Origin of the sequence: Dietzia aurantiaca, from assembly GCF_021033825.1 — a bacterium.
GTDB classification, from domain to species: Bacteria; Actinomycetota; Actinomycetes; order Mycobacteriales; family Mycobacteriaceae; genus Dietzia; species Dietzia aurantiaca.
In genome coordinates this window covers 145590-158069 of sequence record NZ_JAIFXZ010000004.1, presented here as the reverse complement: position 1 = coordinate 158069, position 12480 = coordinate 145590, and the positions used below count along the sequence as shown (strand labels likewise).

General features: G+C 68.1%; 15 protein-coding genes and 1 tRNA gene. 14 read left to right on the top strand and 2 right to left on the bottom strand.

Going from position 1 to position 12480, the window contains the following annotated elements; genetic code table 11:
• Positions 1 to 85: 85 nt before the first annotated feature.
• From K3888_RS07045 to K3888_RS07005, 9 genes are all read left to right on the top strand, one after another.
• Positions 86 to 280 (top strand): helix-turn-helix transcriptional regulator, encoded by a 195-nt coding sequence (locus K3888_RS07045; protein WP_230929542.1) that lies wholly within the window; start codon positions 86 to 88, stop codon positions 278 to 280.
• Positions 281 to 374: 94 nt separating this feature from the next.
• Positions 375 to 560 (top strand): hypothetical protein, encoded by a 186-nt coding sequence (locus tag K3888_RS07040; RefSeq protein WP_230929541.1) that lies wholly within the window; start codon positions 375 to 377, stop codon positions 558 to 560.
• Between the two features lie 246 nt (positions 561 to 806).
• A complete protein-coding gene (locus K3888_RS07035; protein WP_230929540.1) occupies positions 807 to 1013 on the top strand; it encodes a hypothetical protein in 207 nt (68 codons plus the stop codon).
• Between the two features lie 136 nt (positions 1014 to 1149).
• Positions 1150 to 3123 carry an AAA family ATPase gene (locus tag K3888_RS07030; protein ID WP_230929539.1) on the top strand — a complete coding sequence of 658 codons (1974 nt, stop codon included), beginning with the start codon at positions 1150 to 1152 and terminating at the stop codon, positions 3121 to 3123.
• Positions 3120 to 3320: a zinc finger domain-containing protein gene (locus K3888_RS07025; protein WP_230929538.1), complete on the top strand. Its 201-nt coding sequence runs from the start codon at positions 3120 to 3122 to the stop codon at positions 3318 to 3320. Before K3888_RS07030 ends, K3888_RS07025 begins: the two co-directional genes overlap by 4 nt.
• Positions 3317 to 3541 (top strand): hypothetical protein, encoded by a 225-nt coding sequence (locus tag K3888_RS07020; protein ID WP_230929537.1) that lies wholly within the window; start codon positions 3317 to 3319, stop codon positions 3539 to 3541. The genes K3888_RS07025 and K3888_RS07020 overlap by 4 nt, the downstream gene beginning before the upstream one ends.
• Entirely contained in the window at positions 3538 to 3747 is a 210-nt protein-coding gene (locus K3888_RS07015; RefSeq protein ID WP_230929536.1) for a hypothetical protein, read from the top strand. The genes K3888_RS07020 and K3888_RS07015 overlap by 4 nt, the downstream gene beginning before the upstream one ends.
• Positions 3748 to 3923: 176 nt before the next feature.
• A complete protein-coding gene (locus tag K3888_RS07010; RefSeq protein ID WP_230929535.1) occupies positions 3924 to 4232 on the top strand; it encodes a hypothetical protein in 309 nt (102 codons plus the stop codon).
• Entirely contained in the window at positions 4229 to 4897 is a 669-nt protein-coding gene (locus tag K3888_RS07005; protein ID WP_230929534.1) for a hypothetical protein, read from the top strand. The genes K3888_RS07010 and K3888_RS07005 overlap by 4 nt, the downstream gene beginning before the upstream one ends.
• A gap of 393 nt (positions 4898 to 5290) precedes the next feature.
• On the opposite strand, the gene K3888_RS07000 is transcribed toward K3888_RS07005, so the two are convergent.
• Entirely contained in the window at positions 5291 to 5767 is a 477-nt protein-coding gene (locus tag K3888_RS07000; protein WP_230929533.1) for an LppP/LprE family lipoprotein, read from the bottom strand.
• 409 nt (positions 5768 to 6176) lie between these two features.
• Between K3888_RS07000 and K3888_RS06995 the strand changes: the two genes are divergently transcribed.
• The 3 genes from K3888_RS06995 to K3888_RS06985 all read left to right on the top strand — a co-directional run bounded on the left by K3888_RS06995 (position 6177) and on the right by K3888_RS06985 (position 8752).
• On the top strand, positions 6177 to 7163 hold the full coding sequence (locus K3888_RS06995; RefSeq protein ID WP_230929532.1) for a diaminopimelate dehydrogenase: 987 nt from the start codon (positions 6177 to 6179) through the stop codon (positions 7161 to 7163).
• A gap of 72 nt (positions 7164 to 7235) precedes the next feature.
• Positions 7236 to 8624: a carboxylesterase/lipase family protein gene (locus tag K3888_RS06990; protein WP_230929531.1), complete on the top strand. Its 1389-nt coding sequence runs from the start codon at positions 7236 to 7238 to the stop codon at positions 8622 to 8624.
• A gap of 54 nt (positions 8625 to 8678) precedes the next feature.
• A tRNA-Ile gene (locus K3888_RS06985) sits at positions 8679 to 8752 on the top strand.
• Positions 8753 to 8795: 43 nt separating this feature from the next.
• Here the strand turns inward: K3888_RS06985 and K3888_RS06980 are convergent.
• Positions 8796 to 9890: an alpha/beta hydrolase gene (locus K3888_RS06980; RefSeq protein WP_230929530.1), complete on the bottom strand. Its 1095-nt coding sequence runs from the start codon at positions 9888 to 9890 to the stop codon at positions 8796 to 8798.
• An 80-nt stretch (positions 9891 to 9970) separates the two neighbouring features.
• Between K3888_RS06980 and K3888_RS06975 the strand changes: the two genes are divergently transcribed.
• Positions 9971 to 10900 (top strand): ABC transporter ATP-binding protein, encoded by a 930-nt coding sequence (locus K3888_RS06975; protein WP_230929529.1) that lies wholly within the window; start codon positions 9971 to 9973, stop codon positions 10898 to 10900.
• Positions 10897 to 12477 carry an ABC transporter permease gene (locus K3888_RS06970; protein ID WP_230929528.1) on the top strand — a complete coding sequence of 527 codons (1581 nt, stop codon included), beginning with the start codon at positions 10897 to 10899 and terminating at the stop codon, positions 12475 to 12477. Before K3888_RS06975 ends, K3888_RS06970 begins: the two co-directional genes overlap by 4 nt.
• The last annotated feature ends 3 nt before the right edge of the window (positions 12478 to 12480 follow it).

Below are 12480 nucleotides of genomic sequence, written 5' to 3'. Positions count from 1 at the left end.
GCAGACGTTGGACAACTACTGACCACCGTAATACAGTTGGACTCAGTCAGTCCAATACGGGCATATCTCGAACTACGGAGGTCCAATGAATCGCAAGGGGCTACTTGACCCGCCGACCGTCGCCGAGGACTTCGGCGTCACCGTCCAGCGCCTCGCAGAGTGGCGGCACAAGGGGATCGGGCCGAGCTACGTGAAGGTGGGCCGGCTCATCCGGTACCGGGCCGAGGACATCGACGCCTGGCTGGACGCCAACACCGTCAAGACGGGAGACGCGGCGTGACCGGAGCAGACCTGATCCAGCAGTCCGGCATGGTCGCTGAAGAGTTCCTCGAAGTGTTCTTCGGGGCCGGAACCACGAGTGAAGGAGGCGCGGCATGAACCGCGAGTTGAACAAGGCGTACCGGGATGAGTCCGTCGCGGCGATGCATCTTCACGACGACATGCGCGAGTACGTCGAAGGCGACCTGAAAGCGTGGGAGTTCCTCGACGCGGCGTTCAAGTACGGGAAAGCCCGACTGGAGCGCGAATGCCTCCAAGGCGAACTGCTTTGCGAGCCGTGATGACGTGGCAGTCGACGGAGGACATCGCCCTGGAGGTCCACCACCGGCACGGTCTACCCGTCGGGGTGGCTCGCCGGCTGGTTGAACTGGAGTACCGCGACTTACTCGATACGGGGGTGGCGGTGATCCGAAGTCACGTGACAGAACGGGATCGGGAACGGTTCCTCGACGCCATCGCCGAGACCATCGCGGAACCGTAATTTCGTGTGCGACTCGGACCCTGACCGTCGCGGGATCATCACCTGCATGACGACCACGACACAGCCGGGGCCATCCCGGTTCGCCTCTGCTGTAGAGGCGGCAGCCTACGCGCAGAAGTCCCGACACTGGCTGTTCGCCCGCCTGCGCGACGGCAGCCTCACCCGCTACCGCAGCCCGAGAGACGCCCGCATCACGTGGGTCGATCTTGACGAACTAGACGCGCTGATCGGCGACATCCGCCCAGCCGCCTGAACACTCCCGAGGACGCCCACCGCGTCCGCCCCGATGAACACAAAAAAACGGACCCCCACGCCGCCAAGCCAGGGGTCCGTTAAAACCAACCGAATGTGGCCAGTTTAGCACTCGCCACGGGGTTTCAGGAGACCACATGACCGCCATCGACCGACTACGCGACGCCTGGCACGCGGCAGGACTGAACTGGACAGACACCAGTGCCAACACTGCGTCCGCACAAGCCCCCGGCCACTCGCCAGCCGACAAGTCCGTCAGCATCACTCAGATCGACGGCCAAGCACTTATGCACTGCCACGCAGGCGAGGCCACCGAGGATGTCCTCGGGTCCGTCAATCTCACCACCGCCGACCTGTTCGACAACCCCCAGGGCGTGACCTATGAGTACGCCGACGGGCGCAAGGTCCACCGGACTCCGAACAAGCGGTTCAGGCAGGCCGGGAACACCGCCGGAAACGCCCTGTACCGCGTCGAAAACCTGCCCGAGAATAAAGACCTACAAGTCTTCGTGGTGGAGGGGGAGAAGGACGTACACGCCCTCGAATCCATCGGCGCGTGCGCCGTCACCTCCGGTGGAGCCAACACCGCCCACAAGCGCGACTGGTCCCCGCTCCAGGACCGTCACGTCACCATCGTCGCCGACGACGACCAGCCCGGACACAAGCACGCCGCCCAGGTTGCCGCCGAGCTGGAGAACATCGCGGCCAGCATCACCGTCGTGGCAGCCAAGACCGGAAAGGATGCCGCCGACCACATCGCGGCAGGGCACGCCATCACCGAGTTCCAAAAGATCGAGACCAAGTCCACCGGGCGACGCCTCAAGATCACCTTCGGGCATGACGTCAAGACCCGCAAGATTGAATGGCTCATCCCTGACTGGATTCCCCGATCCGCCCTCACCCTCCTTGCAGGACGAGAAGGACTCGGCAAGTCCACCATCGCCGTCGCGTGGACGGCAGAAGAGACCATCAAGGGAAACTACGTCCTGTACGTCCACACCGAGGACAGTCGGGAACACACCGTCGCTCCTAGGCTCAAGGCAGCGGGCGCGGACATGTCGAAGGTCATCTTCGTGGACGTGGAAACCGAGACCAGCGACAGTGGCACGATCACCCTGCCCCTAGATAACGCTGCCCTGGAACAGGTCGTCGCACAGTACGGGGTCACCTTCATGGTCCTGGACGCGGCCACGAGCTCCATGTCGTCAGAACTGTCCGGCAAGGACGATCGGCAAGTCCGGCAGTTCCTCGAACCTCTCGCACAGATGGCGGCACGACAGAAGATGGTCGTCCTCGGGCTGGTCCACTTCGGCAAGCGTGACGGCGCGGACTCCGGCAAGTTGATCCTCGGTTCAATCGCTTGGTCTCAGGTCGCCCGGTCTGTCTTGTCCGTCGCCCTGGACGAGGACCAAGACCAGTTGGTCATCACGAACACCAAGGGCAACCTCGCCACCTGTGTCCGCTCCGAAGCCGCCCGCATCGTGTCCCAGACCATCGACACCGAGGACGGCCCCACCGAAGTCGGCAAGGTCAAGTGGTTGGGAGAAGTAAAGGCTGACGCCCGAGACTTCCTCGCAGGCGACGCCATCGACGGCGACGAGCGCACCGAGATCGAGAAGATCATCCTCGACTACCTGGAGAGGAACGGGGGATCGGCCCCAGCCAAGGAAGTCCTCAAGGCCACCCGCGACGCGGGACTGGACGACAACACCGTCAAGAAGGCCCGCCGAAAGATGGGCGTCAAGACCGAGAAGGCCGGCGGCACCGGCGTCGGTTGGGTGTGGACCATCGACAACGCGCCGACCGACGGGGCCGTGCCCGAAGAGGCAAAGGTGCCCAAAGATTCCAAAGATGCCCATACACGTGTGAAGGCACCTTTGGCATCTTTGCCGGAATCTTCGGCCCCCGCACCCCGCGACGACGCCCGACGGGATGTTCTCGGAGCCTTGTCCGCCACGTACGGCATGGACGCCCGAGTCCTCACGCAGTCTGTGTCCCCCCGCTACCGCGACCAGGTGAACGACATCCTCGACCAGTTCGTCACCGAAGGCATCGCCACCCTCGACGGAACCAAGTACCAACTCGCCACCGCCCAGGAGGCCGCAGCATGACCACCGCGTACGACGCCCAGATCATCGCCGACACCCTGCCGTTCTCGTGCCCCACCTGCCACGCCCAGGCCGGCGAAAGATGCAACGTCCGCAGAGGTGACCGAGTAGTCCACCTCGCACGGCACGACAAGCACATATGGAACCTCTACCAAGTCGGACGACGACCCGCGCAACCCTCACCGATGGAGGGCTCATGACACAGAAGAAACCCCCAAAGCTGACCCTGCTGAACGCCCGGTCCAGCCGCGTGCAAGACGCCCTCGACGCACTCGTGGACGCCCGCTCACAACGTGCCGCACGACTCATCCGGGCACTGCCCGAGGACGAGCTGAGACTGCTCCTGTTCGCCGCCGTCACATCCATCGATCCGCGATGGAAGTTCCCGCCCAACGCCCAAACGCAGGAGACAGCCGCATGACCGACCACCCAACCCCCGATCCCGTCACATGGGCCAAGTCGATCCGCCAGATCGTCGACGCCATCAAACTCTGCCCCGACGTGGTGGACAAGATGGACGACATCATCGAACTCGCCTTCACCGAGGGAACCCTCGAAGCCGTCCGGGAACGCATCGTCGAACTCACCGACATCCCCGACGACATCGCCGACCTGGAGGACGAATGAGCGGGCGGCGTGCCGGACCCGCGCCCGCGCGTGTGCGAGAGCTGTCCGAACAGGGGTACGGGAGAAATGCGTGCGCCCGCGAACTCGGTGTCTCTCGTCGTCAGGTCGACAAGTTGGCGCGGGATGCCGGGGTCGACTGGTCTCGTGCGGGCACCGCAGCGGCAACCAGGGCACGCATGATCGACCGCCGTGCAGAGCTTGCGGAGGACTTCTCCGACATCGCGGATCGGGCGGCGGAGCGACTACTTCAAGCCCTCGACGCGGACGAGATCGACCACAACGTGATCCGCGCTCTTGTTAATGCCGCGGGCACCAGCGCGGACAAACTTTCGACTCTCGCGGACCGTCTCGACGCCGACGAGAACAGCCCAGAATCCCTGCTCGACACGATGCGTGCCGGGTTCAACAACTGGCACGCCGCACTCAAAGCGGGATTAGACGACCAAGGCCAGACCACCACCGACGACATAGGAGACGCAGCATGACCAAGAAGACCATCACCACGCTTGAGGCCGACATGACCCGGCTGGAGGCCGACATCCGCGCCACCGCCCACATGGTCACCACCGACGGCGATCTAACCCCGGAGGGCCGCGTCAACAGGCACCGGAACTGGGGCAAGGACCGTAAGTGGAACGAGCAGTTCGACCAGATCGCCACCGGCATCACTTCCGCCCTCGAAGGCGCACAGGCCAAGGCCGACGCCGCCCGCGCCACGATGACGACCCTGCCCACCGGGGATGCGGCGCTCGCCCAGGAGATGCGCATGAATCGGCGCATGAAGCGGATTGAGGCCGCCCTCAACGCGGGAGGCACCGGGCCGCTGCTGGACCTGATCGCCACCGCCGACGACGCCGAGTTGCCGTTCCTGCTGGAGCACATCAACGACCATCACGAGGCAATCGGCGGAGACCGTGCCAACGCCGGGGCACAGATCGTTGAGACCGCGCTCCGGGACCGCAACCCCGACTACGCGGCAGCCGCGAAGACTGCCGGGGCCGCAGGTGCCGCCCTATCTATCGCGCGGGAGAAGCTCTCCTACATGCGTGGTCTGCTCGATGATCCGCACACGCCGCCGCCCGGTGAGTGGTCCCACGCCGCCATGAGTATCACGGGCGTGGTCCCCGCCGTGGCCGACCTCGCCGCATAGGCCCAAAGAACCCCTCGTCGTACTTCTCGGGCGCGACGGGATGCCGTGTCCCTCTCGCTGCTGGCACGGCAGCACCCCTCACACCATCGCGGTGTGGGGGGTGTTGTGCTTTGTCGAAACGCCGCGCGCGAGGTGGCCGGTTCCAATCTGCCGGATCGGGCGTTTATCCGCCCTTTTGGGCCGTATCCGCCACAATCCGGCGCAATGCCACCGAATGACCGAGGGAGTGTTCGCGCTGGTAAACGTGTAGAAAAGTACAGAATGGGAACCTCGACCACGAATGACGTTGTAACGAAGGGTTATTGGTTCGAGTCCAATTGGGGGAGCTGCAGAAAACCCGCTGTTGATCAGCGGGTTTTTCGCATTTCCGGACATGTCTGCGCACCCCCGCGGTCAGCAGCCGGCGCCAAATTTCTCCAGCGGCAGACTTCCGATCATGTCCACAGATGATCCGTTCCACCGGAACATCACATCAGCCCGTCCACTCATGTTCGCGTTGCTGTCGTTGCCCACGGGCCAGCGGTACTGCACCGATACCGAGTCCTCCGTCGACCCGGTCACCTGGCCCAGGGCGTTGCACCGGATCCCCGTGCCGAGGAACTCACCCTCGTTGTAGAGGAGCAGTTGAGTCGGGGAGGAGCCGGTTCCGCCGGTCGTCGCCAGCTCCGCGTAGCCGAGAGGGCCGCAGAGGTTATCGGTCTGCCAGACGCTCCACGACGCCCCTGGCAGCGGCGGCGCGATGCCGGCCGCGTCGGTGGCGACCGGGACCGAGGACGGGGAGCACTCGGTAGGCGTGGGCTCCGGCGCCGGCTCGCTGGTCGACGTGGATGCGGCGCTCGATTCGGAGCCGGCTTCGGCGGACTCGGTCACGGTGACCGTCTCCGCGGGCTGGACCGTCGGGGCGTGCGCACCGTTCTGATCTGCGTCGTCGGCGCAGGCGGTGAGCGCGAGGGCGGCGGCGAGGCCGAGCGCGATGCCGCGGGCTGCCGGCGTCCGATGTGGTGACCCCGGCGACGTGGGCTGTACCCGGACTGTTCCCGGAGTCGATCGCGATCGTCGGAGGGTGTCGTGGGATCCATGTCGGCTCCTTCTTGCGTGGAGGACCGCCGTCGGCTCCGCGGCCCGATGACAGAGAACCTATCGGTGTTAGCACCCGCCCGTGGAGGACCGCGGTGAATGCCGGTTCGCGGGCGAAGATCATGCCTCTGACCGGCGGCGGCCTCGCACTTTGCGTTCGCTACGCTGAGTATCGGCTCGAACGACGGAGGATGGACAGCGCATGACCACGCAGATTCGGATCGGCATCGCCGGCTACGGCAACCTCGGCCGCGGTGTGGAGTCCGCGCTCGCACAGAATCCCGACATGACGCTCGTGGGTGTGTTCACGCGCCGTGCGCCGGAGGACGTGGCGACGCTGAGCCCGGAGACCCCCGTGTTCGCGTACGACGCGCTGGCGACCGAAGCCGCGCAGATCGATGTGCTCATCCTGTGCGGAGGATCCAAGGACGATCTGCCGGTGCAGTCACCCGAGCTGGCGGCGCGGTTCAACATCGTGGACAGCTTCGACACGCACGCCCGGATCCCCGAGCATTTCGCCGCGGTGGACGCGTCCGCCCGCGCGGCCGGGACCACGGCGTTGATCTCCGCCGGGTGGGATCCCGGGATGCTCTCGATCAACCGCATCCTCGGCGAGGCCCTGTTGCCCGAGGGCGACACGTACACGTTCTGGGGCCGCGGCCTGAGTCAGGGCCACTCGGACGCCGTCCGGCGCGTACCGGGGGTCGTCGGCGGTGTGCAGTACACCCTGCCCAGCGAGACCGCGATCGCCTCGGTCCGGGCCGGTGAGCGTCCGGAGCTCGCCACCCGTGACAAGCACGTTCGCGAGTGCTTCGTGGTGCTCGAGGACGGCGCGGACGCCGCCGCGGTCCGCGAGGCGATCGTGACGATGCCGAACTACTTCGCTGACTACGACACGTCGGTCACCTTCATCACCGCCGACGAGCTCGCCCGCGACCACGGCGCCATGCCGCACGGCGGGTTCGTCCTCCGCTCCGGGGTGACAGGGCAGGGCAACCCCCAGGGCGTCGAGTACCGGCTCACCCTCGGCAGCAACCCGGAGTTCACCGCCAGCGTCCTGGTGGCCTACTCGCGGGCGGTGTACCGGCTCCACCGAGGTGGCCAGGTGGGCGCGGTCACCGTGTTCGACATCGCCCCGGGCCTGCTCTCGCCCAAGACCCCCGAGCAGCTGCGCGCCGACGACCTGTAACGGCGCGCACGTGGCCCGCGGGCCGCAGGTTCAGGCACGGGGGACGGCCCGGTCGCTGGCTACGCTGTGACCATGACAGATGTCGACATCTCGCTGTCCACCGGTCGCGTACGAGGGACCGTGCGGGACGGGGTCTCCCGCTTCCTCGGTATCCCCTACGCGGAGGACCCCGTCGGCGAACGGCGATTCGCCGCGCCGGTTCCGCGTTCGGCGTGGCAGGACACGCGCGATGCGACCCGGCCGGCCGCGACCGCACAGCGGCTGCGGTTCGACCCGGATCCGGCGATCCCTGAACCGATAGTCGCAGGCACGGACGTGCTGCACGTCGACGTCTGGACCCCCGCCGAGGGGGCGGGCCATCCGGTGATGGTGTGGATCCACGGCGGCGGCTGGGAGTCGGGTTCCTCGAACCAGCCGTGGTTCGACGGGGCGGCATTCGCGCGCCACGGCGTCGTCGTGGTGTCGGTCGGATATCGCCTCGGAGTCGAGGGGTTCACCTCGTTCCCCGATGCGCCGGACAACCGGGGCATGCTCGACTGGATCGCCGCCCTCGAGTGGGTCCGGAGCGAGATCTCCGCGTTTGGCGGGGATCCCCACCTCGTCACTGTCGCCGGGCAGTCCGCCGGCGGGGGTGCGGTGTTGTGTCTGCTCGGATCCCCGGCTGCAGCCGGACTGTTCCAGCGTGCTATCGCGGCGTCACCGGCGGTCCTCCGGGCACCGTCCACGGCTGCACCCGAAGGGGTCACCGCGGCGTCGTTGGCAGCCGGAGGCAGGGGAGCGGTCGATGAGTTCCATCGCCGGATGCGCAAGGAGAATCAGTTCACGCTGCCGTTCCGGCCGGTGGTCGGCGGCGAACTGTTGCCGGTCCCGCCGTTGGAGGCGGTCGCCGGAGGGCGGGCGAGCGAGGTGCCGTTGATGATCGGCTCCACCGCCACCGAGTTCGAGGCGATCGCCGACAGGCTGCCCGGGCCCGCGTTGGTGCCGGGCGCCGCCCTTATCGCGCTGTCCCAGCAGATCCCGAGGGCGGGGCTGCGGGCGCTGGCCCGCCAGTCCAACGGGCGGTCGCTGCGGCGCAGCGTCGGCGCGGTGATCGATGCGGCCGCCATCCACTCCACGGTCGCCCGCGCCGCCGAGACACGACTCGCGGCCGGCGATCCCACGTGGGTGTACGACTTCTGCTGGGCGGACGGCAACGGTCCGCGGCACTGCGCGGACCTGCCGTTCTTCTGGGGTTCGCCCGAGGCGGAGAACGTCGAACGCTATCTGGGCGCCCCGGCCCCGGGCGCGCTGGTGACGGCCATGCACCAGTCGTGGGTCGGCTTCGTCACCAGTGGCGATCCCGGGTTCGCCGACTATGAGGCGACCCGACGCGCGGTCATGTCCTGGGACACCCCGCAGTCCGTGGTCGAGGACGGACTCTCCGCGGTACGGCAGGTCTGGTGGCCGGAGGAGGCGCGGTAGCGGCTTGCTAGGATTGCCCGGCGCGCGTCGGGCAGATCCTCGCCGCGCGTATCGGGGGCTATAGCTCAGTTGGTTAGAGCCGCGGACTCATAATCCGCTGGTCGCGGGTTCGAGCCCCGCTGGCCCCACCTCAGGGCACCGCCGGCGGACGTCGAGCGGGCGTCGCCTCGTTCAGTAGGCCAGCCCCATTCGCAGCGCGCCGACCGCCTGGGCCAGTGCTTCACGGGCGACCGGGCTGGCGCCCACGCCGTTGACGAACGGGTGCACCAGCGAGGCGTGCCGCCGCAGCGACACCGCGACGCCGGCGTCGGACATCCTGCGGGCATACGCCTCGCCCTCATCGCGCAACGGATCGAAACCGCCGGTGGCCACGTGCGCCGGGGGCAGCCCCGAGAAGTCCTTCGCCAGCAGCGGGGAGGCACGAGGGTCGGTGCGGTCGTCCTCGGACCGGATGTAGGTCTTCTCGTACCAGTCCATGGTCGCCTTCGTCAGGTAAAAGCCCTCACGGAACGTCTCGTACGACGCGGTCCGGGTGGACATGTCGGTGGCGGGGACGAACAACAACTGGAAGGCGGGCATCGTCTCGCCGGCGTCGCGGGTCTGCTGACACACGACCGCCGCGAGGTTGCCGCCGGCGCTGTCACCGCCCACCGCGATGCGGGTGGCGTCCACACCGAGCTCCGCGGCGTTGTCGCGGACGTACCGGAACGCCGCGAGCGTGTCCTCTACAGCCGTCGGGAACTGGAACTCGGGAGCGAGCCGGTAGTCCACGCTGAGGACCTTCAGTCCGCCCTCCCGGGCGAGGTAGCGGCACGTGGCGTCGTGCGAGTCGACGCTCCCGAGCGTCCAGCCGCCACCGTGGAAGTAGATCAGCATCGGCTGCGGCTCGTCGGTGTCCACGGGCGCGTAGAGGCGGGCGGGCAGGTCGGCGCGTGCGGGATCGTCACCGGCGAGCGGGAGGATGATGTCCTTGACGACGACGAGGTCGATCCGGTCGCCGGAAGCGGTGAACGCCGAGCGTTCGACCGTCTCCCGCGCCTCCTCGAGTGCGAGATCCTCGTACTCGCCCCCGGCCATCAGGGAGATCACCCGGAGGCCGGCCTGGAAATGCGGATCCAGGGTCTGGCCGTCGACCTGACGCGGCGAACCCGCGATCGCCCGGATCAGCCCACCCGGGAGGCGCCCCGCCGTTGTCATGGCCGCCTTCACGAGCCGGTCTGCGAGCGTCGGAACGAAGGCCCGGTGGCCGGACATCGGAGAGTTCATTGCCATATTGTGGCGTGTAACCGTCCGCCTGTGGTGGGTATCCAACGGCCGGACGACGGTAACCGACGAAGGGGCTGGTCATGCGTCCAGGAACCGACGACGTCATCCGGATCGAGGGCCTGGTCAAGTCGTTCGGCAAGGCTCGTGCGCTCGACGGGCTCGACCTGGATGTGAGCCGCGGCGAGGTCCACGGATTCCTCAGTCCCAACGGGTCGGGGAAGTCCACCACCATCCGGATCGTGCTCGGGCTCATGCGTGCGGACTCCGGACAAGTCGCCCTGTTCGGCGGGGACCCGTGGCGCGACGCGGTCGACCTCCACCGCCGCCTGGCCTACGTCCCGGGCGACGTCACGCTCTGGCCGCGGCTGACCGGAGGGCAGAGCATCGACCTGCTCGGCAGGGCGCTGGGCGGCCTCGAGCCGGGGCGTCGCGACGGGCTGATCGAGCGGTTCCGACTGGACCCGACCAAGCGCACCCGCGATTACTCCAAGGGTAACCGGCAGAAGGTCTCCCTGATCGCCGCGCTCGCCTCTGATCCGGAGCTCCTCGTCCTGGACGAGCCGACCTCCGGGCTGGATCCGCTCATGGAGCAGGTGTTCCAGGAGTGCGTGCGGGACGCGGTCGACCGCGGCACCACAGTCTTGCTGTCGAGCCACATCATGGGTGAGGTCGAGGCCCTCGCCGACCGCGTCAGCATCATCCGCAACGGCCGCACGGTCAGCTCGGGGACACTCGCGGAACTCCGACGGCACACCACCACCGAGGTGCACGCGATCACCGACACGCGGCCCGACGGGCTCGACAGGATCGGCGACGGCGTGGACGGTGGCGTGGACGGGTTGCGGGTCACAGAGGTCGACGGCCGGTTCGAGGCCCGCTGCCACGTGCCGGCCGCTCTGCTCGGAGAGGTGACAGGGGTTCTGCACGACGCCGGGATCCACACCCTCACCGCGACCCCACCGAGCCTCGACGACCTCTTCCTGGACGCCTATTCGGGGACGCGGGCGTGATCTCGCCGCTGACCGGTACGGGTCTGCTCGCCCGGATCGCGCTGCGCACGGGCTGGCGGCCCGCAGCCGCGTGGGTGATCGGGCTGGCCGTCCTGTTCCTGGCCACCGGCGTGTCGATCGCCTCGCTGTATGACACCCCGGCCAAGCTCGCCACGTACTCCGCCTCGCTCGGCGACACGATGGTGATGCTCACCGGCCGCGTGGCCGGACTCGACACCCTCGGGGGGATCGTCATGAACGAGTTCGCGTCGCTCGTCTCGTTCGGCATCCCGATCATGGCGATCGCCCTCACCGTCGGCGTGACGAGAAGGGAAGAGGAGTCCGGACGCTCCGAGCTGATGCTGTCGGCCAGGGTGGCCAGACTCGCCCCGGTCACTGCCGCCCTCGTCGTCGTCGTCGGGAACTTTCTCCTCCTCGGTCTGGCACTGTGGGCGGCCACCTTCGCGCTCGACATCGACCGCGCCGGCGCGGTGCTCTACGTCGCCTCCATCGCGGCCACAGGATGGGTCTACGCCGCCGGTACCGCCGTCCTGGCCCAGGTGTTCGCCCACAGTCGGACCGTCTGGGCGGTGGGCTTGGCCATCGCCGGGCTCACGCTGGTCACGCGCGGGATCGGCGACACCCGGGGCACCGCGCTCAGCTGGGCCTCCCCTCTCGGCTGGCACACCCTCGTCCGGCCCTTCGGCGACCCCTCCGTGGGGCCGCTGCTGCTGTCCGTCGCGGTGGCCGGCGCGCTCGGGGCGCTCGCGGTGTGGCTCGCCGGTCGGAGGGACATCGGCGAGGGAATGATCCCGACCGGTTCGGGCCCCGACTACGCCAGCCTGTGGCGCGCGTCCCGCACTGGCACGGCGGTGCACCAGCACCTCGGCGCGCTGGTCGGCTGGACGATCGGCGTGGTGGCACTGATGGGGCTGTACGGCAGCCTGATGACCGTGGTGGTCGAGGCGATCGAAACCAATCCGGATCTCGCCGTCTTTCTCGGAGGCTCGGGCGCGGTGGTGGACTCGGTTGTCCGGATGCTCGTCGCGTTCACCGGTTTCCTCGGGGGCGGGTTCGTGCTGCAGACGCTCGGAGGACTTCGCGGCGAGGAGACCTCCGCGCGACTCGAGGTGGAACTGGCCGGCGAGCGTACGCGCCTGTCCTGGCTGGCCGGACACGCGGTGGTGGCGGCCGTGGGCGCGACCGTGGTGGTCGCGGCCGGCTCGCTCGCCTTCGCGGTGACCACCGCGGTCGCGCTCGACGACCCCGGCACGTTCGGCTCGATCGTCGGCGCCGGGCTGTGGCAGCTGCCGGCCGTGCTGGCGTTCGCGGCACTGTCCGTGGGGCTGTTCGGGCTGGCGCCGCGACTTCAGACCCTGGCGTGGGTGGTGTTCGTCGTCGCCGTCGTCGTCACCTTCATGGGACCCACGCTCCGACTCACCGACGCCCAGATGCGGTTCTCCCCGTTCGGGGCGGTGGGCGCCCCGCCCACCGGCCCAGTCGACACGGCGGGGGTCGTGGTGCTGCTCGCGGTGACGGCGGTGCTCGTGACCGCGGGACTCGTGGGCTTCCGGCGTCGGGACGTGCCCCGGACCTGACAG